The organism is Pseudomonas stagnisoli (assembly GCF_048595745.1).
Taxonomy (GTDB): domain Bacteria; phylum Pseudomonadota; class Gammaproteobacteria; order Pseudomonadales; family Pseudomonadaceae; genus Aquipseudomonas; species Aquipseudomonas alcaligenes_A.
On record NZ_CP184361.1, the window covers coordinates 2,126,916 to 2,149,790 of the forward strand.

The 22,875-nt window shown below is 64.8% G+C and carries 21 protein-coding genes and 1 pseudogene; 13 read left to right on the top strand and 9 right to left on the bottom strand.

Translation table 11 applies throughout. The features are described 5' to 3' along the window. Positions 1–167 precede the first annotated feature (167 nt). From ACOAPY_RS10220 to fliT, 6 genes are all read left to right on the top strand, one after another. Complete coding sequence (locus tag ACOAPY_RS10220; RefSeq protein ID WP_465156616.1) at positions 168–1,670, top strand: flagellin; 1,503 nt, start codon at positions 168–170, stop codon at positions 1,668–1,670. 72 nt (positions 1,671–1,742) lie between these two features. Continuing rightward, positions 1,743–2,117 (top strand): flagellar protein FlaG, encoded by a 375-nt coding sequence (locus ACOAPY_RS10225; RefSeq protein WP_465156618.1) that lies wholly within the window; start codon positions 1,743–1,745, stop codon positions 2,115–2,117. 66 nt (positions 2,118–2,183) lie between these two features. Then, entirely contained in the window at positions 2,184–3,953 is a 1,770-nt protein-coding gene (gene fliD / locus ACOAPY_RS10230) for a flagellar filament capping protein FliD (protein WP_465156620.1), read from the top strand. A gap of 2 nt (positions 3,954–3,955) precedes the next feature. Then, positions 3,956–4,351 carry a flagellar export chaperone FliS gene (gene fliS / locus ACOAPY_RS10235; RefSeq protein WP_465156768.1) on the top strand — a complete coding sequence of 132 codons (396 nt, stop codon included), beginning with the start codon at positions 3,956–3,958 and terminating at the stop codon, positions 4,349–4,351. A gap of 86 nt (positions 4,352–4,437) precedes the next feature. After that, a complete protein-coding gene (gene fliS / locus ACOAPY_RS10240; RefSeq protein WP_465156622.1) occupies positions 4,438–4,818 on the top strand; it encodes a flagellar export chaperone FliS in 381 nt (126 codons plus the stop codon). A 29-nt stretch (positions 4,819–4,847) separates the two neighbouring features. After that, positions 4,848–5,144 carry a flagellar protein FliT gene (gene fliT / locus ACOAPY_RS10245; protein WP_465156624.1) on the top strand — a complete coding sequence of 99 codons (297 nt, stop codon included), beginning with the start codon at positions 4,848–4,850 and terminating at the stop codon, positions 5,142–5,144. 149 nt (positions 5,145–5,293) lie between these two features. On the opposite strand, the gene cobA is transcribed toward fliT, so the two are convergent. The 6 genes and pseudogenes from cobA to ACOAPY_RS10275 all read right to left on the bottom strand — a co-directional run bounded on the left by cobA (position 5,294) and on the right by ACOAPY_RS10275 (position 14,242). Then, a complete protein-coding gene (cobA, locus tag ACOAPY_RS10250) occupies positions 5,294–6,031 on the bottom strand; it encodes a uroporphyrinogen-III C-methyltransferase (protein ID WP_465156626.1) in 738 nt (245 codons plus the stop codon). Next, complete coding sequence (locus ACOAPY_RS10255; RefSeq protein ID WP_465156628.1) at positions 6,028–8,766, bottom strand: nitrate reductase; 2,739 nt, start codon at positions 8,764–8,766, stop codon at positions 6,028–6,030. The genes cobA and ACOAPY_RS10255 overlap by 4 nt, the downstream gene beginning before the upstream one ends. A gap of 1 nt (position 8,767) precedes the next feature. Beyond that, positions 8,768–10,009: pseudogene (locus ACOAPY_RS10260) on the bottom strand (NAD(P)/FAD-dependent oxidoreductase); the annotation flags it as partial. Between the two features lie 288 nt (positions 10,010–10,297). Then, positions 10,298–11,971: a protein kinase domain-containing protein gene (locus tag ACOAPY_RS10265; protein ID WP_465156630.1), complete on the bottom strand. Its 1,674-nt coding sequence runs from the start codon at positions 11,969–11,971 to the stop codon at positions 10,298–10,300. A gap of 199 nt (positions 11,972–12,170) precedes the next feature. Next, positions 12,171–13,382, bottom strand: coding sequence for a nitrate/nitrite transporter (locus tag ACOAPY_RS10270; RefSeq protein WP_465156633.1), 1,212 nt, complete (start codon positions 13,380–13,382; stop codon positions 12,171–12,173). A gap of 416 nt (positions 13,383–13,798) precedes the next feature. After that, positions 13,799–14,242 carry a thioesterase family protein gene (locus ACOAPY_RS10275; protein WP_076583386.1) on the bottom strand — a complete coding sequence of 148 codons (444 nt, stop codon included), beginning with the start codon at positions 14,240–14,242 and terminating at the stop codon, positions 13,799–13,801. Between the two features lie 72 nt (positions 14,243–14,314). On the opposite strand from ACOAPY_RS10275, the gene ACOAPY_RS10280 reads away from it, so the two are divergent. From ACOAPY_RS10280 to ACOAPY_RS10295, 4 genes are all read left to right on the top strand, one after another. Then, the gene (locus tag ACOAPY_RS10280; RefSeq protein ID WP_465156635.1) at positions 14,315–15,046 is read left to right on the top strand and encodes a ZIP family metal transporter; all 732 of its coding nucleotides are present in this window, start codon (positions 14,315–14,317) and stop codon (positions 15,044–15,046) included. A gap of 58 nt (positions 15,047–15,104) precedes the next feature. Then, positions 15,105–15,794 (top strand): orotidine-5'-phosphate decarboxylase, encoded by a 690-nt coding sequence (gene pyrF, locus ACOAPY_RS10285; RefSeq protein ID WP_465156637.1) that lies wholly within the window; start codon positions 15,105–15,107, stop codon positions 15,792–15,794. A gap of 145 nt (positions 15,795–15,939) precedes the next feature. Next, positions 15,940–16,701: an SDR family oxidoreductase gene (locus tag ACOAPY_RS10290; protein ID WP_465156639.1), complete on the top strand. Its 762-nt coding sequence runs from the start codon at positions 15,940–15,942 to the stop codon at positions 16,699–16,701. A 133-nt stretch (positions 16,702–16,834) separates the two neighbouring features. Next, positions 16,835–17,731 carry a bile acid:sodium symporter family protein gene (locus ACOAPY_RS10295; protein ID WP_076429005.1) on the top strand — a complete coding sequence of 299 codons (897 nt, stop codon included), beginning with the start codon at positions 16,835–16,837 and terminating at the stop codon, positions 17,729–17,731. Positions 17,732–17,951: 220 nt separating this feature from the next. Here the strand turns inward: ACOAPY_RS10295 and ACOAPY_RS10300 are convergent, their stop codons facing one another. Both ACOAPY_RS10300 and ACOAPY_RS10305 read right to left on the bottom strand, forming a co-directional pair. Beyond that, positions 17,952–19,148, bottom strand: a complete 1,197-nt coding sequence (locus ACOAPY_RS10300) for a benzoate/H(+) symporter BenE family transporter (protein ID WP_465156641.1) — start codon at positions 19,146–19,148, stop codon at positions 17,952–17,954. Next, entirely contained in the window at positions 19,148–19,762 is a 615-nt protein-coding gene (locus ACOAPY_RS10305; protein ID WP_465156643.1) for a LysE family translocator, read from the bottom strand. Before ACOAPY_RS10305 ends, ACOAPY_RS10300 begins: the two co-directional genes overlap by 1 nt. Positions 19,763–19,900: 138 nt before the next feature. Between ACOAPY_RS10305 and ACOAPY_RS10310 the strand changes: the two genes are divergently transcribed. Then, positions 19,901–20,542, top strand: coding sequence for a hypothetical protein (locus ACOAPY_RS10310; protein ID WP_465156645.1), 642 nt, complete (start codon positions 19,901–19,903; stop codon positions 20,540–20,542). Here the strand turns inward: ACOAPY_RS10310 and ACOAPY_RS10315 are convergent, their stop codons facing one another. After that, positions 20,543–20,995, bottom strand: a complete 453-nt coding sequence (locus ACOAPY_RS10315) for a MarR family winged helix-turn-helix transcriptional regulator (RefSeq protein ID WP_465156647.1) — start codon at positions 20,993–20,995, stop codon at positions 20,543–20,545. A gap of 82 nt (positions 20,996–21,077) precedes the next feature. Between ACOAPY_RS10315 and ACOAPY_RS10320 the strand changes: the two genes are divergently transcribed. Both ACOAPY_RS10320 and ACOAPY_RS10325 read left to right on the top strand, forming a co-directional pair. Then, positions 21,078–22,256, top strand: a complete 1,179-nt coding sequence (locus ACOAPY_RS10320; protein WP_465156649.1) for an aminotransferase-like domain-containing protein — start codon at positions 21,078–21,080, stop codon at positions 22,254–22,256. Between the two features lie 2 nt (positions 22,257–22,258). After that, positions 22,259–22,861: a glutathione S-transferase family protein gene (locus ACOAPY_RS10325; RefSeq protein WP_465156651.1), complete on the top strand. Its 603-nt coding sequence runs from the start codon at positions 22,259–22,261 to the stop codon at positions 22,859–22,861. Positions 22,862–22,875: the final 14 nt, after the last annotated feature.

Consider the following 22,875-nt stretch of genomic DNA (forward strand, 5'->3'; position numbering starts at 1 on the left):
AATGCCTGTCAATACAAGAGAAAAAAATATTTCAAGGAGTGCTAAAGCTCCTACGTGAGGCGCCGATAAATTCTTCGAATGCGAACACTTTGGGCGCCTGAGCAAGCAGGCCCGTTGGTCGCACACTCAGGCAAACCAGTAAGCAAGGTCCTTCGGAGGAATACACCATGGCCCTCACAGTCAACACTAACGTTGCGTCGCTCAACACTCAGCGCAACCTGAATACCTCGTCCAAAGGCCTGGATACTTCCCTCCAGCGCCTGTCTACCGGCTTCCGTATTAACAGCGCCAAGGACGACGCTGCCGGTCTGCAGATATCCAACCGTCTGACCAGCCAGATCAATGGTCTGAACGTAGCCACTCGTAACTCGAACGACGGTATCTCGTTGGCGCAGACCGCTGAAGGTGCCTTGCAGCAGTCCACCGGCATTTTGCAGCGTATGCGTGACCTTGCCCTGCAATCTGCCAACGGCTCGAACGGCGCATCCGAGCGTGCCGCTCTGCAGGGCGAAGTCTCCCAGCTGCAGCAGGAGCTGAACCGTATTGCGGATACCACCAGCTTTGGCGGCCGCAAGATTCTCGACGGCTCTTTCGGTTCGCAGAGCTTCCAGGTAGGCGCCAACGCCTACGAGAACATCAACGTTTCCATCGGTTCTGCTTCTACCGACCGTATCGGTGTAAACCGTTACACCACGTCCGGTGGCGGTGCCTCCGTAACCAGCGGCGCCTTCAGCGCCACCAGCGGCAGTGCCTACACCTCGTCGGGCTTCAGCATCGACTCCAAACTGAACAGCAGCCCGACTGCTGTGACCTTCGCCGCCAGCGGTTCGGCGGGTGAGGTGGCTGCAGCGATCAACGCCAAGAGTGATGAGACTGGCGTAACTGCAAACGCCCGTACCGTTGCTCGCCTGGGCACTATTTCCGCTTCTGGCTCGGTTGCCTTCGATCTGTACGGCGCCAACAGCAAGACCACCTCTACCGAGAACGCCAGCATCTCGGCAGTGATCACCGATACCACTGACCTGTCGGCTCTGGCTGAGGCCATCAACAAGGAAAGCGGCAAGACCGGTATCTCCGCCGTATCCAAAGGCTCCTACGTCGAGCTGGTCAGTGACCGCGGCGATGCGATCAAGATTGATAACTTCGCCATCAGTGGTACTGCCACTGCTTCTCTGCAGGCCTACAACTTCGATGGTTCTTCCGCTGTGGGCGCTGCCGCGACCCTGAACAGTGGTGCGACCAACGATGGTCGTGTCGATGGTCAGGTGATCTTCGAGGCCCCGGATGCCTTCCAGGTAACTGGTATGGGTGCCGGTGTTGCAGGTGCTGCCGGCGCAAGCAGCTTCAGTTCGCTGGATGCGGTGAAGGATATCGATATCAGCACCTCCACTGGTGCTCAGGATGCACTGGGTATCATCAATGGAGCGATCTCCAACATCGACAGTCAGCGAGCCCAGCTTGGTGCTGTGCAGAACCGCTTCGAGAACACCATCTCGAACCTGCAGAACATCGCCGAGAACGCCTCTGCAGCTCGTAGCCGGATCCGCGATACTGACTTCGCTGCCGAGACCTCGGAACTGACCAAGAATCAGATCCTTCAGCAGGCCGGTACCGCAATTCTGGCCCAGGCCAACCAGCTGCCGCAGGCTGTGCTCAGCCTGCTCGGCTAAGGTCAAAGGCGCTAGACTGCGGGGAGAAGGGCTTGGCTCTTCTCCCCGCTACCTCTTTGTGAGGAGAATTTTATGGACGTCGGCTCAATCAAGAATTCGCTGAATCCGATCGTCCCCGGGCGCACGCCCACAGGGGATGAGCGGAAGCAGCAGGTAGGCGGCGCTGAAGTTGGTAAAGAAGAAGCCGCGGCTCAGGTGGCTGCGGGCGAGAAGGTTGCTGTGTCTCGCGAGCAGGTGGAGTCTGCGGTATCAACCATCCAGGAGTTTGTTCAGTCGGTACGACGGAATGTGAACTTCACTCTGGAGGATGCTTCAGGAAGGGTTGTGGTGAAGGTTACCGACGCATCCTCTGGAGACATCATTCGGCAGATTCCTTCGGAAGAGGCGCTTCAACTGGCGGAGAGTCTGGAAGAAGTGCGCAGTTTGCTGTTCAAAGCCGAAGCCTGATTGGCATGGCTTTTGACTGTATTCGCTCACAAGGCGTTTAGAGTCATATTTTTGGCGAGGTGAGAGATGGCTAGAATACTGGGTATTGGAACAGGCATCGATATCGATAGCATTGTTACCGCACTGGTGAATGCCGAAAAAGCCCCGAAAACTCAGCAGCTGGACCGTCTTGAGAAAGCGACTACCTCGCGATTCTCTGCGCTCGGTACGCTGAAGGGGTCGCTGAGTGGTCTACAAACGGCTATTCAGAATCTCAACAAGCCCTCGCTGTTTTCCACGCGCACGGCGTCATCCAGCAGCAGTGCCGTGCTGAGTGCCAAGGCAGATTCTGCCGCCATTGCCGGCAAGTACAGCGTGCAGGTGCAGCAGCTGGCAACCAGCAGTAAAGTGGGTTTGCAGTCGGTTCCTGCTGACGCATCCACCACGTTCAGCAGCGGCAAGATGACCATCTCGGCAGGCTCTACCAGTATCGAGGTGAATGTCAGTGCGACAAACAATACCCTGGCTGGCATGCGCGACAGCATCAATGCTGCGGGTAAGGACAAGGGCATTAGCGCCACAATAGTGACGGATGCTTCTGGGTCACGTCTGGTGTTGAGCTCGACCGCTACGGGGGCGGGTAACGACATCAAGGTTGCTGTTACCGAAGATGGGGTCACCTCCGGCACCGTGTCTCTGGCTTCTCAGGCTTTCCAGCCATCCGCCAGCCTCAAGCTGCCTGCGTTCAGTGGTGCTCCTGCATCGACTCTGTTTCAAAGTGGCAACTTGGCCATCAAGGCCGGTACCTCGACTCTCAATGTGGCTATCAGTGATGGTTCCTCTCTCGAGTCAGTCCGAGATGCCATTAATTCGGCAGGTACTGGGCAGGGGGTTTCAGCCAGTATCGAGACGGATGTCGCTGGCTCCAGGCTAGTATTGAACTCCACCAATGGTACGTCTCTTGAACTCACTGCCAGTGCGGCTGGCGGTACGCCTACCAGCAATCCCCTGACATCGCTGAATCCAGCCAGCGATGTCACCGCAACGTCCTCGGGGCCTAACTCCACTTCGGGCGCGGCAGGTGTCATTACCAAAGCCCAGTCGGCTGTGTTGTTCGTAGATGGTCTTAAGGTAGTGAGCGCCAGCAATACGGTGAGCTCCGCGATCGATGGGGTGACACTGAATCTGGCGAGTGCTCAAAGTGCCAGTGACCTGGCTGCCGGCAAGACGGTGGACGTCACCATCGGTGTCGATAAGGGCTCCGTTAAGAGCAACATCCAGAAGTTTGTCGACTCTTACAACTCGCTGATGAATACCGCGGCCCAGCAGACTGCAGTGGTGCAGGTTGGAGAGGGCACCAAGCCGGTAACCGGCGCTCTTGTCGGAGATGCTACCGTTCGAGGCCTGCTCTCCGGGTTGCGCAACGAACTCGTCAAGATGACAGGAGAGGAAGGCACCAGAGCTCTTGCGGATCTGGGGATAACCACCCAGAAAGACGGGACGCTGAAAATTGACGACGCCAAGCTATCTTCGGCGTTGGACACCAAGTTTGATCAGGTCGCCAACTACTTCACGGGTGACAAGGGGCTTATGGTGCGCCTGGACAAAAATGTCGGCGAGTACCTGAAGGCCGGTGGAGTATTTGATCAGCGTACCAAAGCGCTGCAGAGCACCCTGACCGGTCCCGGTGGCATAGACGAGCAGCGTAAAGCATTGGATCTGCGCGTCAGCAAGATTCAGGAACGCCTGGTGGCTCAATATACCGCCATGGATCAGTTGGTTTCCCGCCTCCAGAAAACCAGTGAGAGCCTGAGTAACCAACTGGCCAGCCTGCCAGGCCTTGTTAAGAAGGATTGATGATGAGCAAGAAGCCGATCGACACCTATAAACAGGTGAAAACCAGTCAGGAGGTCAGTCCTTATCGCGCTGTACAGATGTTGCTGGATGGCGCATTGGAGCGAGTTCTGCTGGCGCGTCAGGCTCAACTGGAGGGGGATATCGAGATTCGCGGCATGGCCGTGGGCAGCACCATCACCATTCTCGGTGTTTTGCAGTCCTGCCTGGACAAGAATCTGGGTGGCGAGATCGCCGAGAATCTCGATGCGCTTTACGACTATATGACCCGTCGTTTGGCTGGTGTGGCGCTCGATGAGACTCCGCGCAGCCTAGATGAAGTGCAGAAGCTATTGAGTCAGCTCAAGTCTGCCTGGGACGGAATCGGCCCGGAAGTCGAACCCGCTGTTACGTCGGAGTAAGTCATTTTTTGCTCTCATGCCCTCTCAAGAGAGAGGCTGCCTTGCCGATACAAAGACGTATCCAGGCAATGTTCAGTGGAGCAATCATGAACGCAATGGCGGCCCTTCGGCAGTACCAAACCGTCAATACTCAGGCTCAACTCAGTGATGCCAGTCCGCATCGTCTAATTCAGATGCTGATGGAGGGAGGGCTGTCGCGTTTGGCGCAAGCTCGTGGCGCCATGCAGCACGGGCAAGTGGCAGCCAAAGGTGAGCTCATCAGTAAAGCCATTGGCATCATTGGCGGCCTGCGTGAGGGGCTGAATCTTCAGAGTGGTGGTGAAATTGCCGCCAACCTCGACCGCCTCTACGAGTACATGATCTCTCGCTTGGTCGAGGCTAACCTGAGCAATGATGTAGCCTTGATTGATGAAGTGGCTGGTCTGCTACGTAATGTGAAGTCGGGCTGGGATGCCATCAGCCACTGAGCGTCCGCGATTGTGAAGAGGAAGTGCCCATGAGTTCATCTGTCCAGCTGCTTGAGGCCACCGGAAGCGCGCTGCGTGATGCTCTCGCTCGTCGCGACTGGGAGGCCATAGGTGAGCTAGATGCACAATGCCGCCAGGCGGTTGATGAGGCCATGGTCGACGCAGTGCGTGACGAAAGTCTCTTGCGTGAGCGTATGCAAGAGTTGCTGGACCTCTATCGCGAGCTGGTCCTGACCTGCCAGGCAGAACAGCGTCGTCTGGCCGGTGAACTGGTCCAGCTCAATCAGTCCCAGCAGGGCGCAAAGGTTTATCAACTGTTTAGCTGATTACATCTCCTCCGGTTTTAGTAGCGCCCAGCTTTAGAGTCCAATCCCCCCACTGACAGACTAACCTTTCAACAATCAACGGGTACATAGCCCAAAAAAAGCCCGGCCATAGGGCCGGGCGAAGCACTACTCCGCAGGAGCGAAGGGGATCAGGCAATCTCTGCCAAAGCTTGAATCTGCTGCTGCGCCGCCACCTCGCCGATCACCAGGATCGCCGGGCTCTTCAGTGCAAAATCGGTGGCCGCCTGCTGCATGGCTGCCAGGGTGCTGCGGCACTCGCGCTGTTGCGGTAGCGAGGCGTTCTCGATCATCGCTACCGGCATATCGGCGCGCATGCCGCCGGCCAGCAGGCTGTCGCGCACTTCTGCCAGCTTCGCCACGCCCATGTATACCACCAGGGTGGTGCCTCCCTGGGCCAGGGCCTGCCAGTTGAGGCTGCTGTCGTCCTGGGTGTGGGCGGTGACCAGGGTCACGCCGCGGGCCACGCCGCGTAGAGTCAGGGGGATGCCGCACTGAGTGGCGCCAGCCAGGCCGGCGGTGATGCCATTGACCATCTCCACCGCGATACCGTGTTCGGCCAACCAGTCGGCTTCCTCGCTGCCGCGGCCGAAGATGCAGGGGTCGCCGCCTTTCAGGCGCACCACGCATTTGCCCTGGCGGGCATAGCGCAGCATCAGCCGGTGGATGAACGCTTGGGGCGTGGAGCGGCAGCCGCCGCGCTTGCCCACCGGCACCACGCGGGCGCCGGGGCAGTGTTCCAGCACGGCCGGGTTGACCAGGTCGTCGATCATCACGATCTCGGCCTGCTGCAGGGCCTTGACCGCCTTGAGGGTCAGTAGCTCCGGGTCGCCGGGGCCGGCGCCCACCAGCCAGACTTTTGCACTCATGCTTCTACTCCTCGGGCTTGCACGGCGACGGCCGCCACACGGGTGGCCAGCAGTCGCTTGATTTCCGGTACGCACGAGCCGCAGCTGGTGCCGCATTTCAGCTCGCGCTTGAGGCCGTCCAGGTCCAGGCCGCGCTCGATACCGGCGCACACCCTGTCCTGGCTGACGTTCATGCAGTTGCACAGCACCTTGCTGGCCTTGAGGCCGCCGCCCGGTGGCGTCGGCAGTGGGGCGAGCAGCCAGCGGCGCAGGTCGGCGTCGGTGCTGCCCTGTTCCCACAGGCCCTTGAGCCAGTCGCGGGCAGCGACTTCACCGGCCAGGCGCACGGCGATGATGCGCCCGTCCGCGAAGCGCACACGCTTGCCCACGCTGCGCTTGGCGTCGTCATAGGCCATGACCGGGCCGGTATCGACGCCGAGCAGGGCGTCGATTTCGGACAGTGTTTCGGCGCCTGGCGGCGTCGCGCTGGCCGCGCGGATCAGCAGGGCCGGGCGCTGTTCGCGGCCGGTGGGGGCCAGGCTGGCGTAGGCGAAATGCTCGAACAGCGGGCGCAGGGCCTCTAGGCGACGCTGCACATCGCCCTCGACCAGGGCGAAGAACTGCCAGGGCAGGTCGGCGCGCTCGACCTGCACGGCGCTGAGCTTCAGCTCCGGCTGCTTGGATAGCGGGTCGAACGCCGGCTGGGTCAGCACATTGGTGCCCAGGCCCTTGAGGAAGCGGTCGCCCCAGTGCATCGGCAGGTAGGCCTGGCCCGGCTGCAGGGCCTCGTCGGCCTGCACCGGGAGGATCAGGCCACCGCGCCGGCTGCGCAGCTGGATCAGCTCGCCGGCCTGCAGGCCACGTCGCTTGAGTTCGTCCGGGTGCAGACCGAGCACGGCTTCCGGCACATGGCCGAACAGCCGTGCGGCGGTGCCGGTGCGGCTCATGCCGTGCCACTGGTCGCGCAGGCGCCCGGTGTTGAGCAGCAGCGGGAAGTCGCTCTCCGGGCGCTCCCGGCCCGGCACGAACGGATCGGCAACAAAGCGTGCGCGGCCGTTGGCGGTGGGGAAGAGGCCGTTCCCGTACAGCCGCGCGGTGCCCTGCTGGGCGCCGGCCGGGAAGGGCCATTGTTGCGGACCTTGGTTGTCCAGGATGGCGTAGCTGAGACCGGAGAGGTCCAGGTCGCGTCCCTGGGTCAGGTGCTTGTATTCCTCGAACAGCGCTTGTGCGCTGGCGAAGTCGAACAGGCTTGGCAGGCCGGGGCGGAGCTGTTGTTCCAGGCGGCGGGCGAAGTCACAGACGATCGCCCAGTCCGGCCGCGCCTCTGCGGGCGCTGGCACGGCTCGGCGCACATGGGTGATGCGCCGCTCGGAGTTGGTCACGCTGCCTTCCTTTTCGCCCCAGCTGGCGGCCGGGAGCAGGAGGTCGGCGTACTTGCAGGTTTCGGTGGTGAAGAAGGCTTCCTGCACCACCACGAAGGGGCACAGGCTCAGGGCCTGGTGGATCTTCTGCTGGTCCGGCAGCGATTGTGCCGGGTTGGTGCAGGCGATCCACAGGGCCTTGATCGTGCCGGCGCGCACCGCCTCGAACAGTTCGATGGCGGACAGACCGGTGCTTTCCGGCAGGCTGTCGACGCCCCAATAGCGCGCCACTTCGGCGCGGTGCTCGGGGTTGGCTGCCTCGCGGTGGCCAGGCAGCAGGTTGCTCAGGCTGCCGGTTTCGCGTCCGCCCATGGCGTTGGGCTGGCCGGTGAGAGAGAAGGGGCCGGCGCCGACCCGGCCGATCTGCCCGGTGGCCAGGTGCAGGTTGATCAGCACGCTGTTCTTGGCGCTGCCGGCCGTGGATTGGTTGAGCCCCATGCACCACAGCGAGAGAAAGGCCGGCGCCTGGCCGATCAATGCGGCGGCGCGACGCAGGTCGGCCACATCGATGCCGCACAGGCGCGCCACTTCGCTCGGCGGGTAGTCGGCCGCCAGCCCGCGCAGGGCCTCGAAGCCCTCGGTGTGGGCGTTGATGTAGGCGGGGTCGTAGTCGCCGTTGGCCAGCAGCAGGTGCAGCAGGCCGTGGAACAGCGCCACATCGGTGCCGGGCGCGATGGCCAGGTGCAGGTCGGCCAGCTCGCAGGTGTCGGTGCGCCGTGGGTCGACGACAATGATCTTCATCTCGGGCCGCGCCGCCTTGGCCGCTTCCAGGCGACGGAACAGGATCGGATGGGCGTAGGCCATGTTGCTGCCGGCGATCAGCAGGCAGTCGGCCTGCTCGATATCCTCGTAGCTGCAGGGCGGGGCGTCGGCACCGAGGCTGCGCTTGTAGCCGACCACCGCCGAGCTCATGCACAGGCGCGAGTTGCTGTCGATGTTGTTGGTGCCGACCAGGGCGCGCGCCAGCTTGTTGAAGGCGTAGTAGTCCTCGGTCAGCAGCTGGCCGGAGATGTAGAAGGCGACGCTGTCCGGGCCGTGCTCGCGAATGGTCTCGGCGAACACATTGGCGGCGTGGTCGAGGGCACTGTCCCAGTCGCTGCGGGCGCGGGCGAGATGCTTGCCCAGGCGCAGCTCGGGGTAGAGGGCGCGGGCGTCGAGGTCGCCGGTCAGGTGCAGGGACGAGCCCTTGCTGCACAGGCGGCCGAAGTTGGCCGGGTGGCCGGGGTCGCCCTGCACGCCGAGGATCTTCTCGCCATCGTGCTCGATCAGCACGCCGCAGCCGACGCCGCAGTAGCAGCAGGTGGCTGCTGTGGTTTGCAGGGTCGCTTCAGGCACGGGCGGCATCCTTCTCGGCGAGGCCGGCGGCCTCCAGGCTGGCGCGACCGAACATCAGGTGGTCGCGCATGCGGCCGATGTCGACGCCCTCGCGGATCTGTTGGAAGTACCAGCTGCCATCGAGGGTGTCGCCGTACAGGCAGCCGCCGACCAGCACGTCGTCCTTGATCACCAGTTTCTTGTACACGCTGCCGATGGGGTCGGAGAGGGTGATGGTCTCGGTGCCGTCGCCACCCATGAAGTCGCCGGCGGAGAACAGCTCGATGCCGGTGACCTTGAGCTTGGTGGAGATCACTGAGCCCTGGTAGCGGGCGGTGCCGAGCATGGCCAGATGGTTGGCGCAGACCTGCGCCTGCTCGAACAGCGGCGCGACCAGGCCGTAGGCGATGCCGCGGTGGTTGGCGCATTCGCCGACCGCGTAAACGCGCGGGTCGAAGGTCTGCAGGCAGTCGTCGACCAGGATGCCGCGGTTGCAGGGCAGGCCGGCCTTTTCCGCCAGTTCGGTGTTGGGGCGCACGCCGGCGGCCATCACCACCAGGTCGGCGGGAATGGTGTCGCCGCTCTTGAACTGCACGGCGCGAACCCGGCCGCTGCCATAGTCGTGCAGTTCCTCGGTCTGTTCGTTGAGGCGGAAATGGATGCCGCGCGCCTCCAGCGCCTGCTTCAGCAGCTCGCCGGCGGTGCGGTCGAGCTGGCGCTCCAGCAGCCAGTCGGCCAGGTGCACCACGGTCACGTGCATGCCGCGCTGGCGCAAGCCATTGGCTGCTTCCAGACCGAGCAGACCGCCGCCGATGACCACCGCATGGCTGTGAGTGCGCGCGGTTTCCATCATCTTCTCGGTGTCGGCGATGTCGCGGTAGGCGATCACGCCCTCCAGGCGGTTGCCTGGAACCGGCAGGATGAAGGGGTTGGAGCCGGTGGCGAGGATCAGCCGGTCGTACTGGGCAGTACTGCCGTCGTCGGCGGTGACCACGCGCTTCTTGCGGTCGATGGCCACTACCTTGCGCCCCAGGCGCAGGTCGATGCCGTGCTGCTGGTACCACTCGATGCCGTTGAGCACGATGTCGGCGAAGCTCTGTTCGCCGGCCAGCACCGGGGAGAGCAGGATGCGGTTGTAGTTGGGGTGCGGCTCGGCACCGAACACGGTGATTTCGTACAGGTCCGGGGCGAGCCGGAGCAGCTCCTCCAGGGTTCTGACCCCGGCCATGCCGTTGCCTACCATCACCAGCTTGAGTTTGTTCATGCCGGTCCTCTCCTGTGTGAAATCGCAAAAACTGTCGGCAACAAAAAAGGCGTCCCGCTAGTGCTCTAGCGAGGACGCCTTTGTCCTTGTCCCGATCGATCGGGAGGCCGTGCCCTCTACGTTGAGGGCGCAGCCTTTATGTACTGTCGAATGGTTATTTGCAGGCCCCGTGCCAACTCTATCGGAGCCCGGTTTTTCCGGCTTTCAGCGGCTCTATGCCGGGTTTTCTGGCGGTTTTGCGCACCCGTTTAAGGCGATGCTGCGTCGTTGTGGTGCGTGCTGCAGAGCTCAACCGCCCTGCAGCAGGACCACCAGCAGGATCAGGTTGAGCATCAGCGAAGCCAGCGCCACGCCGCGCCAGACCTTCAGCGGTTCGCGCTCCAGCAGCGGGCGCGGGCGCAGGTTGAGCGCCTGGCGCTCGCCCTGTTCGACCGCCAGCAGCCACTCCTCGGCGGTTTCGAAACGCTCCTCGGGGTTTGCCGCCACGGCGCGTAACAGGCAGTCGTCGAGCCAGGCGGGAAGGTCCGGGCGGTAGCGGCTGGGGGCGGTCGGTTTGCCGAAGCGCGGGTGCTGGAAGGCCTCGATCTCGCCGTAGGGGTAGTGACCGGTGAGCAGGCGATAGAGGGTCACGCCAGCGGCGTAGAGGTCCTGCTGGCGATCCGGGGCGGCTCCGGCGAAGGCTTCCGGGGCGATGTAGCTGGGTGTGCCGGGCAGGCTGTGCTGCTCGTCGCGCGAAAGGCCGGGGCAATAGGCCAGGCCGAAGTCGAGCAGACGCAGTTCGCCGTCGTCGCACCAGAGCAGGTTCTCCGGCTTGATGTCGCGGTGCAGGATATTGCGTCGGTGCAGCAGGCCCAGGGCCTTGAGCAGGCGCGGCGCCAGGTCCAGCCACTCGGGCAGGCCCAGGGGGCCGGACAGGCGCAGGTGTTCTTCCAGGGGCTGCCCGGCGTATTCGCGTTGCACGTAGTAGAGGTGCTGGCGCTGCGGCAGTGGATGGGCCTCGGCGAAGTGGCGGCCGGCCACGCGGCGCAGGAACCATTCCTCCAGCAGCAGGGCAGGACCAGCCAGGGGCTCGTCGTGGCGGCTGGCCGGCAGAGTCTTGAGCAGCCAGCGCCGGGCCTGGGCGTCGCGCACCCGGTACACCAGCGACTGACGCGATTCGGCCAGCAGGCGCTCGACCTGCCAGCCCTCGAACCCCTGGCCCTCGCGCAGCCTGGGTGGCAGCGGCCACTGTTGCAGCTGCGCCAGGGTATCGGCCAGGTCGTTGTCCGGCAGGGCGTCGACCTGCACCAGCACGGCGCTGGCGTTGTCCTGGCTGCCGGCCAGGTGGGCAGCGGCGACCAGCGCCTGGCAGGCGGCGGCCGGGTCACTCTCGTCCCGCAGCAGGCTGCGGATGCCGGTGTCGCCCAGGGTCGACCATACGCCGTCGCTGACCAGCAGGTAGCGTTCGCCCTCGCGCAGCTCGCCTTCCATGTAGTCCACTACCAGGTGCTGGTCCAGGCCGAGGGCACGCTTGAGCACATGCTGCATGCCCGGCTGCTCCCACACATGGTCCTCGCTGAGGCGCTCCAGTTGGCCCTGGTGCAGGCGGTAGGCGCGGCAATCGCCGACATGCGCCAGGGTAAAGCGTCGACCCCGCAGGATCAGCGCCGAGAGGGTGGTGAGCAGCGGCTGGCCGCCGCTGCCGGCCTGCAGCCAGCGGTTGTGCGCCAGCAGCAGGCGGTCCAGCGATTGCGCCACGGCCCAGGTCTCGGGGGTCGAGTAGTAGTCCAGCGCCAGGGCCTGCAGGGTGGCGCGCGCGGCCAGGCCGCCGTCGGCACACTGGCTGACACCATCGGCCAGGGCCAGCAGGTAGCCCTTGCTGGCGGCCAGGGCGGGCGCCGGGGTGACCACGCGGATCGCGTCCTGGTTTTCCGTGCGCGGGCCGGTGGCAGTGGCTTCGCCGAAGCTCAGTTGCAGGGCCATGCGGGCTCTCTTGTGCGAAGGGCGCCGCGAGGCGCCCGAGGTATTCAAGTCGGTTGAGACAAAGGCCGAGCCGCCGAGGCGTCCAGGAGTGTCGCCACTCCACCTTTCCTGACCAGTGCGGGAGCCCCGTCCAGCCCTGCCTTTGTCGCAACCGTCCTGTGAGCAAGGCCGGGCGCACTGGGCGCCCGGCATGGAAGGCTCAGACGCGGGCGGCGGTGACGGCCGCACTGCCCCAGGTGGTGCGCCAGCGCAGCTTGACGCCGTGCAGGCCGAACCAGGCCAGCACACCCAGGCTGGCGAACAGCCACAGGCCCAGCTGGTAGTCGCCGGTGGACTGCTTGATCGCGCCGAGGCCAGCGGTCAGGCAGAAGCCGCCGATGCCGCCGGCCATGCCGATCAGCCCGGTCATCACGCCAATCTCCTTGCGGAAGCGCTGCGGCACCAGCTGGAACACTGCGCCGTTGCCGGCACCCAGGCTGAGCATGGCGACCACGAACAGGCCCAGGGCGGCGTAGGCGCTGGGCAGGTTGAAGCCGACCGCGGCGATGCAGATCGAGGCGCAGGTGTACATCACCAGCAGCGAGCGGATGCCGCCGATGCGGTCGGCCAGGGCGCCGCCCAGCGGACGCATCAGGCTGCCGGCGAACACGCAGGCAGCGGTGTAGTAGCCGGCCTTGACCGGGTCGAAACCGTACTGGTCGTGAAAGTAGCCAGGCAGGGTGCTGGCCAGGCCGAGGAAGCCGCCGAAGGTGATGCTGTAGAAGAACATGAACCACCAGCTATCGCGGTCACCGAGGGCCTTGAGGTAGTCGGCCATGGACTTGGGCGCCGGGCGCTCGGGGGCGTTCTTGGCCACGCCGGCGAAGATGATCAGGGTCAGCACCAGCGGGATCAGCGCCAGGCCGAACACGTTGCCCCAACCGAAGGCGGCGGCCAGGCCCGGGGCGAACAGGGCGGTCAGCACCGTGCCGGAGTTGCCGGCGCCGGCGATGCCCATGGCCTTGCCCTGATGCTGCGGTGGGTACCACTGCGAGGCCAGTGGCAGGGCTACGGCGAAGGAGGCGCCGGCGAAGCCGAGGAACAGGCCGAGCAGCAGCGCCTGTTCGTAGCTGTGGATGCCGTGCTGCCAGGCCACCGCCAGGGCGGCGATGACGATTACCTGGCCAATCAGGCCTGCGGTCTTCGGCGAGGTACGGTCGGCCAGCAGGCCCATCAGGAAGCGCAGCACGGCGCCAGCCAGGATCGGCGTGGCCACCATCATGGCGCGTTGCTGGGTAGTCAGGCCCAGGTCGCTGGCGATCTGCACGCCCAGCGGGCCAAGCACGTACCAGACCATGAAGCTCAGGTCGAAATAGAGGAAGGCGGCGAACAGCGTCGGTGCGTGGCCGGCTTTCCAGAAACTTGTATTCATCCAACACCTCATCATCGAATTAGAGCCCCGCCAGCCGCGCGGCGACGTGATCGTGGGCACGTCGCCGCGCGGCTGGCGGGAGAAGCCCGGCGCTTGTGGCGCCCGGCCCCGTGGCCGAAGCCACAGCCAGGTTTGTGAGAGTGACCGGCTGGCGCCCGGATCGCGGTGCGCCAACCGCCCCAAGCGCTGGGGCTGAAACGCAAAAGGCGCCGCACCACGGACCGCGAGAGCGGAGGAGGTGCGACGCCTTTGTCGTATCGTTGGCAACCGCCGTTGGATGCCTGTGATGGGGTTAAAGCAAGACTTGGGCCATGTGTTGGAGGGCGGCAAACCGGGGGAGGAGGCAGGGTGTCTGAGGTTGCCTGGGTTCAAGATGGTGCGTGCTGTTTTAAGGTGCACCGCCTTGATGCGTGTGCTCAGGGTAGCCAGTTCACTTCTGGGAACTTGCTCTGGAACTCGGCCGGTATGGCCGTGACCTTGCTCTGGATATAGTCAAAGAATACGAAGCCTGATTTGGCCAGCGCGATCAGCGTGGCGTCGAGCGGGCGAGTGATGCGGAAGATGATGTCGCCGCCGTAGCGGTTGAAGTCCATCACGCCGACCTCGAACAGCAGCTGGTCGCGGGCGTGGGCCTCGGCGCGGTACATGGTGGCAAGATCCGTGACGATGATGCCGGGGCCGTCTTGTGCGGTTTCGCGAATGCCGTGGTCGAACAGAAACCGGGCCCGAGCCTCCGAGATCATCGAGATCATGGCATCGTTGCTCAGGTGGTTGGCCGCATTGATGTCGGTGCTGCGCACCGTCATGTGAGTCTGGTAGCGGAACTGCTGCTGGGAAAAGTCGAGCTGGAGACGGGCCATCGCACTTGCCTGAGGGTTGAGGGGGTACCAGTCTAACCGGCTACTGCGCGTGGGGGCTGCATGGATTGGGGAATGCTGGCGCAGGCCGGCCTGTGGGGAATAGTTGCGGCCAGCAGTCTGTTGCTGGGGGCGCTGCTCGGCGTGCTGCTGCGCCTGCCGCAGCGCTTGGTGGCGGCGCTGATGGCCTATGGCAGCGGCGTACTGATCGCTGCGCTGTGCTTTGAACAGATTCCCGAGGCGTTGCGCCTGGGCGGCCTGGCGCCGACTCTGTGGGGCCTGCTGGCCGGTGGCCTGTGCTTTGTCGCCGCCAACGAGTGGCTAGAGCACCAGGAGCGCCATCAGCGCGGCCGCGAGGCTGGTGGCCAGGCCCATATGGCCGGGCTGCTGATCGCCGCCGGGGCATTTCTCGATGGCATTCCGGAGTCCCTTGGCCTTGGCCTGGGCCTGCTCGACGGCGGCCAGGTCAGCCTGATGCTGCTGGTGGCGATCTTTCTTTCCAACCTGCCGGAAGGCCTGGCCAGCGCCGCCGGTCTGCGTGCCGAGGGACGCAGCCGGCGTTATGTCTTCCGCTTGTGGGGCGGCATCGTGCTGCTTTCGGGGGGCGCCGCCATGGCCGGGCCGGGGCTGTTCGCCGGCCTGTCGCCGCATTGGCTGGCCGTGGCCCTGGGCTTCTCGGCCGGTGCGGTGCTGTGCATGCTGGTCGATGCAATGATTCCCGAGGCTTTCGCCGAAACCCATGCGCTGACCGGGTTGATCACCCTGGCCGGGTTCATCACGGCGCTGGCGCTGGACAAGGCGATCTGACCTGGCGCGTGGCTTCCGCTACAATGCGCGGCGTTTTTGACTTGCCAGTGAGCCCGCCATGTCCACCCCGATCATCGTTGCCCTCGACTTTCCTTCCCGCGATGCGGCCCTGGCCCTGGCCGACCGCCTCGACCCGCAGCTGTGCCGGGTCAAGGTCGGCAAGGAACTGTTCACCCGCAGCGGCCCGGCGGTGGTCGAGGCGCTGCAGGCCAAGGGTTTCGAGGTGTTCCTCGACCTGAAATTCCACGATATCCCCAACACCACGGCGATGGCGGTCAAGGCTGCCGCCGAGCTGGGCGTGTGGATGGTCAACGTGCACTGCTCCGGTGGCCTGCGCATGATGGCGGCGTGCCGCGAGGAGCTGGACAAACTGGCCGGGCGCAAGCCGCTGCTGATCGGCGTGACCGTGCTGACCAGCATGGAGCAGCAGGACCTGGCCGGCATCGGCCTGGACATTGCGCCGCAGGAGCAGGTGCTGCGCCTGGCCGGCCTGGCAGCACAGGCGGGCATGGACGGGCTGGTCTGCTCGGCCCAGGAGGCGCCTGCGCTCAAGGCCAGCCATTCGGCCCTGCGGCTGGTCACTCCGGGCATTCGTCCGGCCGGCAGCAGCGCCGATGACCAGAAGCGCATCCTCACCCCGGCCAAGGCCCTGGCCGCTGGCTCCGACTATCTGGTGATCGGTCGCCCGATCAGCCAGGCTGCCGATCCGGCCCAGGCCCTGGCCGACATCGTCGCCGAGCTGCGCTGAGCTCTCTATCCACAAGAGTGATTAAGCGCTGGTGGCCTTCATCACTCTTGTGGATGATCCTGCACATCGCACCCTGATAGTGCTGCTCGGCGTCTTCGTCGCTGGCTAGACTTCGCTGGATTTCAACTCCTGCGAGGATGCAGACATGAGCATGACGTTCTCCGGCAAAGTAGCCCTGGTCACTGGCGGTGCTGCCGGCATCGGCCGCGCCACCGCCCTGGCATTCGCCGCCGAGGGCCTGCAGGTGGTGGTTTCCGATGTCGACGTGGCGGGCGGTGAGGGCACCGTACAGCTGATTCGCGAGGCCGGTGGCGAAGCGGTCTTTGTGCGCTGCGACGTGACCCGCGAGGCCGAGGTCAAGGTGCTCATGGAGCGCACCCTGGGCGCCTATGGTCGTCTGGACTATGCGTTCAACAACGCCGGCATCGAGATCGAGAAGGGCAAGCTGGCCGAAGGCAGCGAAGCCGAGTTCGACGCCATCATGGGCGTCAACGTCAAGGGCGTGTGGCTGTGCATGAAGCACCAGCTGCCGCTGCTGCTGGCACAGGGCGGTGGTGCCATCGTCAATACCGCCTCCGTCGCCGGCATCGGTGCCGCGCCGAAGATGAGCATCTACGCCGCCTCCAAGCACGCGGTGATCGGCCTGACCAAGTCTGCCGCCGTGGAGTATGCGAAGAAGAAAATCCGCGTCAACGCCGTGTGCCCGGCCGTGATCGACACCGACATGTTCCGCCGTGCCGCCGAAGCCGACCCGAAGAAGGCCGAGTTCGTGGCCGCCATGCATCCGGTCGGTCGCATCGGCAAGGTCGAGGAGATCGCCGCCGCGGTGCTCTACCTGTGCTGCGACGCCGCCGGCTTCACCACTGGCCATTCACTGGTGGTCGATGGCGGAGCAACCGTCATCTGACAAAAAGGGCGCCCTGAGGCGCCCTTTTTGCATTCTGTTACGACAACCCGTTTCCTTGGCCTGAAAAGCCAGTTACAAGGCTTGGCCGGTACGTCAACAATCGCGTGCTAGAGAGATCCGGAGAACAACAAGAATGACCGCAAGTGCCTTGAATACCCTGTTCCTGCCCATCGCCCTGGGCATCATCATGCTCGGGCTGGGCCTGTCGCTGACCCTGGCGGATTTCGCCCGGGTGGTGAAGTTTCCCAAACCGGTACTGATCGGCCTGGGCTGCCAGCTGCTGCTGCTGCCGCTGGTGTGCTTCTTCATCGCCAAGGGCTTTGGCCTCGCTCCGGCCCTGGCGGTCGGTCTGATGTTGCTGGCGGCCTCGCCCGGCGGCACCTCGGCCAACCTCTACAGCCACCTGGCGCACGGCGACGTGGCGTTGAACGTGACCCTCACTGCGGTCAATTCGCTGGTGGCCATCCTCACCATGCCCTTCATCGTCAACCTGTCGCTGGCCTACTTCATGGAGGGTGACCAGGCCATTCCCCTGCAGTTCACCAAGGTGGTGCAAGTGTTCGCCATTGTGCTCGGTCCGGTGGCCATCGGCATGGTCATCCGCAAGCTGGCGCCGGGTTTCGCCAATGTCATGGAAAAACCGGTGAAGATCATCTCCGCGCTGTTCCTGGTGCTGGTCGTTGTGCTGGCCTTTGTCAAAGACTGGCAGACCGTGGTGGATTACGCGCCGGTGGTGGGGCTGGCCGCGTTGCTGTTCAACCTGATCAGCCTGGCCGTGGGCTATGGCGTACCGCGCCTGATGAAGCTGCCACGCCGCCAGGCGGTGGCCATCGGCATGGAAATCGGCATTCACAACGGAACCCTGGCGATTGCCCTGGCGCTCAGCCCGATGCTGCTGAACAACCCGACCATGGCGGTACCGGCGGCTATCTACAGCTTCATCATGTTCTTCACTGCCGCCGCCTTCGGCTGGTGGGTCAACTTTGCCCATGGCAAGGAGTTGGCGGCCGAGGAGGCTCAGGCGGCCTGAGTCTATGAGGCCGTAAAGAAAACGCCGCGCGATTGCGCGGCGTTTTCGTTTCCGATGCTTTGCTTCCCTCTCCCGTTTACGGGAGAGGGGAAGGGGGAGAGGGTGCGGCGCCTAGTCCCCTCTCCCTAGCCCTCTCCCCTCGGGGGAGAGGGGACAGTTAGTGCATACCGAGAATCTTCCTGGGCACCATTTCTTTCTGGCCTGGCCAGGATGCAGTCCGCTACTTCCTCCAGTTCAGGATCAGCAGGGTCACGGCGCCGCCGACCAGGCCCCAGAAGGCCGAGCCGATGCCGAGCAGGGTCATGCCCGAGGCAGTGATCATGAAGGTCACCAGCGCGGCGTCACGCTCGGCCGGTGCCTGCATGGCCTGCGCCAGGCCGTTGCCGATCGAGCCGAGCAGGGCCAGGGCGGCGATCGACAGGATCAGCGCGCTGGGCAGGGCGATGAACAGCGCGGCCAGGGTGGCGGCGAAGATGCCGGCGAGGCCACAGAACACGCCGTTCCACAGCGCGGCGGTGTAACGCTTGCGCTTGTCTTCGTGGGCTTCGGCGCCGGTGCAGATGGCGGCGCTGATGGCGGCCAGGTTGATGCCGTGGGAGCCGAACGGTGCTAGCAACAGCGAGGCAATGCCGGTGGTGGCGATCAGCGGTGAGGGCGGCACGGCGTAGCCGTCGGCGCGCAGCACGGCGAGGCCGGGAATATTCTGCGAGGCCATGGCCACCACGAACAGCGGGATGCCGATGCTGATCGCCGCGTTCAGTGAGAAGCTCGGCGTGGTCCAGACCGGCACCGCCATCTCCAGGCGGACCTGGCTGAAGTCGAGCAGGCCCTGCGCAGCGGCCACGCCTGCGCCCACCAGCAGCGCGCAGAGCACCGCGTAACGCGGCGCCAGGCGCTTGCCGAACAGGAAGGTGAAGAACATCGCCAGCACCAGCAGGGTGCTGGTCTGCGCGGCGACGAAGATTTCGCTGCCGATGCGGAACAGGATGCCGGCCAGCAGCGCCGCTGCGAGCGAAGCGGGGAGGTGACGCATGACCCGCTCGAAGGCGCCGGACAGGCCGAGCAGGCTGAGCAGCAGTGCGCAGACCACGAAGGCGCCGATCGCCTCCGGGTAGCTCACGCCCGGCATGCTGGTGATCAACAGCGCGGCGCCGGGTGTCGACCAGGCCACCACGATGGGCGTGCGGTAGCGCAGGGACAGCACCACGGTGCAGATGGCCATGCCGATCGACAGCGCCCACAGCCAGGAGGCGATCTGCGCGGCATTCAGCCCGGCGGCCTGGCCGGCCTGGAACATCAGCACCAGCGAGCTGGTGTAGCCAGTGAGGGCCGAGACGAAGCCGGCCACCACGGCGGAGGGCGCGGAGTCGGCCAGCGGGCGCAGGCGGGGAGAGGTGTCCATGGCTTCCAGGGTCATCACAGGCTTCCCTTGACGTCGATCAGGATAGGGTAGAGCGAGGCCACCAGCAGCAGGGCCATGCCGATATTGAAGGCGCGCAGTACGCGCGGACGATCCAGCCAGCGCCGCAGCAGGCTGCCGGCCACCGTCCACAGGCCGACGCTGGGGCAGTTGACCAGGGCGAACAGGGCGGCGATCAGCAGCACGTTGACCAGGAAGCCCTCCTGCGGCGTGTAGGTGGTGATGGCGCCGATGGCCATGATCCAGGCCTTGGGGTTGACCCACTGGAAGGCCGCCGCCTGGAGGAAGGTGAAGGGCTTGCCGGTGGTTTTGCCGTCGGCATCCGGTGCGCCGCTGCCGGCGATCTTCCAGGCCAGGTACAGCAGGTAAGCGGCACCGCCGTAGCGCAGCGCGGTGTACAGCGGCGGGAACTGCTCGAACAGCTGGCCGAGGCCCAGGCCCACGGCGGCCACCAGCAGCATGAAGCCTAGGCTGATGCCGAGCATGTGCGGCAGGCTGCGGCGTACGCCGAAGTTCACCCCGGAGGCGAGCAGCATCATGTTGTTGGGGCCGGGCGTCACCGAGGTGACGAAGGCGAAAAGGATAAAGGCGAGCAGCAGTTCCGAGGTCATGGCGATTCTCCGTGGATGCTGGCAGCCTATGCGCAGCCCGCCCGGGCGTCGCGGTACAGCGGTCTCGACAATGGTCGGTACAGTTCTCCGTGAGCCTTGCAGCGGTATGGACTGTTCCCATTACATAAGGAAATCGCCATGGAGCAGAACAACCCTTACGCGGCGCCGCAGGTGACGCTGATCGACCAACAGGTGCCGCAGGGCTTGCCCGGCTGGAGTCCGGGGCAGCTGCGCGTGCTGGGCTGGCTGTGTCTGGCCTCGGTGGTGGTCACCTTGGTCGCCATGGTGGCGGTGTTTTTTTCCGGGGGCGAGGAGAGCAGTCTCGCTGGGCGGATCAGCGACTGGATGGGCACCTTGGCGTCCCTGCTGGGCTGCTACCTGCTGCTGCGCTTCAAAGCGTTCCTCGAACAGCGCTTCGCTGCCGGCGGGCTGACCGCTCCGACCTACCTGATCATCCTCACCAGCCTGACGAGCGAGGCCCTGCACTGGATCTGGGGCGATGCCCTGTTCGCCAGCTTTGACTGGCGGTCGCTACTCTACTTCGCGGTGTTGGTACTGATGGGGGCGGGCACGGTATGGCTGGGTGTGGTCCTGCTCAAGGTGAAGGAACCTTACCCGGTAGTGCGGGTGGTGGCTTGGCTTGAGCTAGTCGGTGGAATCATGGCCGCGTCGGTGATCCTGCTCGTGCTGTCCTTCATCCCACTGCTGGCCGGAACTGTCGCCACGGCGCTGGTGTTCTTCCGCGGCGCCCGCGAGCTGAGCGGCACACAGGCCGCCTGATCAGTCCTCGCCGCCGGTATGGCGGGCCTTGCTCAGGGCCTGGTTGACCGCCAGCCAGGCCTGCACCGCCGGCTCGCCGGCCTCGTTGAATACCCGCTCAAGCAGGCGCACCTGTTCGCGGCGCAGGGTCTGCTCCAGCCTCGCGCCCTCGGCTGTGAGGCCGAGCTGGCGTTTGCGCTTGTCGTCGCTGGCGGCCACGCTCTCGACCATCGACATTTCCTGCAACTGGCGCAACGGCGTGTTCAGCGCCTGCTTGCTCACGCCCAGGTAGCCGAGCAGTTCCTTGACGCTCAGGCCGGGGTAGCGGGCGATGAAGAACAGGATGCGGTGATGCACGCGCGACAGGCCGCGGCGTGCCAGCATCTCGTCGGGTTTGGCGGTGAACGCCTGGTAGCCGAAGAAGAAGGCCTCCATGGCAGCCTGCTGCGCGCTTGGCTTTTTCAGGTCAAGCATATTGACGTATCCATTCCCGGCGTCGTAGTTTCGGTCAAACAGTTTGACCCAATTTATCCTGCCTGTGCTACCGGTGACTTCCATGGCCTTCTCCGAACGCGTTGCCCGTCTGAAAAGCTCCCTGATCCGCGAAATCCTCGCCGCGGCGCAACGTCCGGAGGTGATGTCCTTCGCCGGCGGCCTGCCCGCCGAGCCGATGCTGCCGAAAGTGGACTGGAGCGAAATGCCGGCCTCCATCGGCCAGTACGGCATGAGCGAGGGCGAGCCGGCACTGCGCGAGGCGGTGGCCGCCGAGGCGCGCAAGCTGGGAGTGAACTGCGATGCCAGCCAGGTGCTGATCACCTGCGGCTCGCAGCAGACCCTGGACCTGGCCAGCAAGCTGCTTATCGATCCGGGCACCGAGATCCTGGTCGAGGCACCGACCTACCTGGCTGCGTTGCAGTCCTTCCAGCTGTTCGGCGCCGACTGCATCACCGTGCCGCAGGAAGCCGACGGTCCGGAGCTGGAGGCCCTGCGCGAGCGCCTGCAACAGCACAAGCCGGCCTTCGCCTACCTGATTCCGACTTTCCAGAACCCGTCCGCCGTGCGCTACAGCGAGGCCAAGCGCGACGCCGTGGCGGCGCTGCTCGACGAGTTCAACGTTACCCTGATCGAGGACGAGCCGTACCGCGAGCTGGTGTTCGATGCCGGCAGCGCCACGCCCATCGTCAGCCGCCTCAAACGCACCAGCTGGATCTACACCGGCACCGTGTCCAAGACCCTGCTGCCGGGCCTGCGCGTCGGCTTTCTGATCGCCAGCCCGGACCTGTTCCCGCACCTGCTGCGCCTGAAGCAGGCAGCCGACCTGCACACCAACCGCATCGGCCAGTGGCAGGCCCTGCAGTGGCTGGGCAGCGACAAGTACCAGGCCCACCTGGCCGAGCTGCGCGACTTCTACCGCGTACGCCGCGACGCCATGCAGGTGGCGCTGGAGGAGCATTTCGCCGACCTGGCCAGCTGGCAGGTGCCGCAAGGCGGTCTGTTCTTCTGGCTGACCCTCAACCACAAACTGGATACCCGTACCCTGCTGCAGCCGGCCATGGCGCAGAACGTCGCGTTCATGCCGGGCGAGCCGTTCTTCGTCGAGCCGGACGCCAACCCCGGTCACCTGCGGTTGAACTTCAGCCACGTACCGCCGGAGAAGCTCGGCGAGGGGCTGCGTCGCCTGGCGGCAGTCATCCGTGAGGCGCAAGCTGCTCTAGACGCGCAAGGGAGCAAGTAGCGATGCTCAAGGTTTACGGCGATTACCGTTCCGGCAACTGCTACAAGGTCAAGCTGATGCTGCACCTGCTCGGTCGCGAGTATCAGTGGCTGCCGATCGACATCCTCAAGGGCGAGACGCAGACCGCCGAGTTCCTGGCCAAGAACCCCAACGGCAAGATTCCGGTGCTGGAGCTGGAAGATGGCACCTTCCTCTGGGAGTCCAACGCCATCCTCAATTTCCTCGCCGATGGCAGCGCGTTCATCCCCAGCGAGCCGCGCCTGCGCACGCAGATGCTGCAGTGGCAGTTCTTCGAGCAGTACAGCCACGAGCCCTATGTCGCGGTGGCGCGCTTCATTCAGCTGTACCAGGGCATGCCCGAGGCACGGCGCGAGGAGTATGAGGTGTGCCATGTGCGTGGGCACAAGGCGTTCCGGGTGATGGAGCAGCAGTTGCAGCGCACGCCCTACCTGGTGGGCGAGCAGTACACCCTGGCCGATATCGCCCTGTATGCCTACACCCATGTGGCGCACGAAGGTGGTTTCGACCTGAGCGGTTACCCGGCGATCAATGCCTGGCTTGCGCGCGTTGCCAGCCACCCGCGGCACGTGAGCATGTTCGGTTGAGGTTGACCTGAGGG

Coding starts and splice junctions, on each gene's coding strand:
- ACOAPY_RS10220 (WP_465156616.1), top strand. CDS start 168: ATGGCCCTCACAGTCAACACTAACGTTGCGTCGCTCAACACTCAGCGC.
- ACOAPY_RS10225 (WP_465156618.1), top strand. CDS start 1,743: ATGGACGTCGGCTCAATCAAGAATTCGCTGAATCCGATCGTCCCCGGG.
- fliD (WP_465156620.1), top strand. CDS start 2,184: ATGGCTAGAATACTGGGTATTGGAACAGGCATCGATATCGATAGCATT.
- fliS (WP_465156768.1), top strand. CDS start 3,956: ATGAGCAAGAAGCCGATCGACACCTATAAACAGGTGAAAACCAGTCAG.
- fliS (WP_465156622.1), top strand. CDS start 4,438: ATGAACGCAATGGCGGCCCTTCGGCAGTACCAAACCGTCAATACTCAG.
- fliT (WP_465156624.1), top strand. CDS start 4,848: ATGAGTTCATCTGTCCAGCTGCTTGAGGCCACCGGAAGCGCGCTGCGT.
- cobA (WP_465156626.1), bottom strand. CDS start 6,031: ATGAGTGCAAAAGTCTGGCTGGTGGGCGCCGGCCCCGGCGACCCGGAG.
- ACOAPY_RS10265 (WP_465156630.1), bottom strand. CDS start 11,971: ATGGCCCTGCAACTGAGCTTCGGCGAAGCCACTGCCACCGGCCCGCGC.
- ACOAPY_RS10270 (WP_465156633.1), bottom strand. CDS start 13,382: ATGAATACAAGTTTCTGGAAAGCCGGCCACGCACCGACGCTGTTCGCC.
- ACOAPY_RS10275 (WP_076583386.1), bottom strand. CDS start 14,242: ATGGCCCGTCTCCAGCTCGACTTTTCCCAGCAGCAGTTCCGCTACCAG.
- ACOAPY_RS10280 (WP_465156635.1), top strand. CDS start 14,315: ATGCTGGCGCAGGCCGGCCTGTGGGGAATAGTTGCGGCCAGCAGTCTG.
- pyrF (WP_465156637.1), top strand. CDS start 15,105: ATGTCCACCCCGATCATCGTTGCCCTCGACTTTCCTTCCCGCGATGCG.
- ACOAPY_RS10290 (WP_465156639.1), top strand. CDS start 15,940: ATGAGCATGACGTTCTCCGGCAAAGTAGCCCTGGTCACTGGCGGTGCT.
- ACOAPY_RS10295 (WP_076429005.1), top strand. CDS start 16,835: ATGACCGCAAGTGCCTTGAATACCCTGTTCCTGCCCATCGCCCTGGGC.
- ACOAPY_RS10300 (WP_465156641.1), bottom strand. CDS start 19,148: ATGACCCTGGAAGCCATGGACACCTCTCCCCGCCTGCGCCCGCTGGCC.
- ACOAPY_RS10305 (WP_465156643.1), bottom strand. CDS start 19,762: ATGACCTCGGAACTGCTGCTCGCCTTTATCCTTTTCGCCTTCGTCACC.
- ACOAPY_RS10310 (WP_465156645.1), top strand. CDS start 19,901: ATGGAGCAGAACAACCCTTACGCGGCGCCGCAGGTGACGCTGATCGAC.
- ACOAPY_RS10315 (WP_465156647.1), bottom strand. CDS start 20,995: ATGCTTGACCTGAAAAAGCCAAGCGCGCAGCAGGCTGCCATGGAGGCC.
- ACOAPY_RS10320 (WP_465156649.1), top strand. CDS start 21,078: ATGGCCTTCTCCGAACGCGTTGCCCGTCTGAAAAGCTCCCTGATCCGC.
- ACOAPY_RS10325 (WP_465156651.1), top strand. CDS start 22,259: ATGCTCAAGGTTTACGGCGATTACCGTTCCGGCAACTGCTACAAGGTC.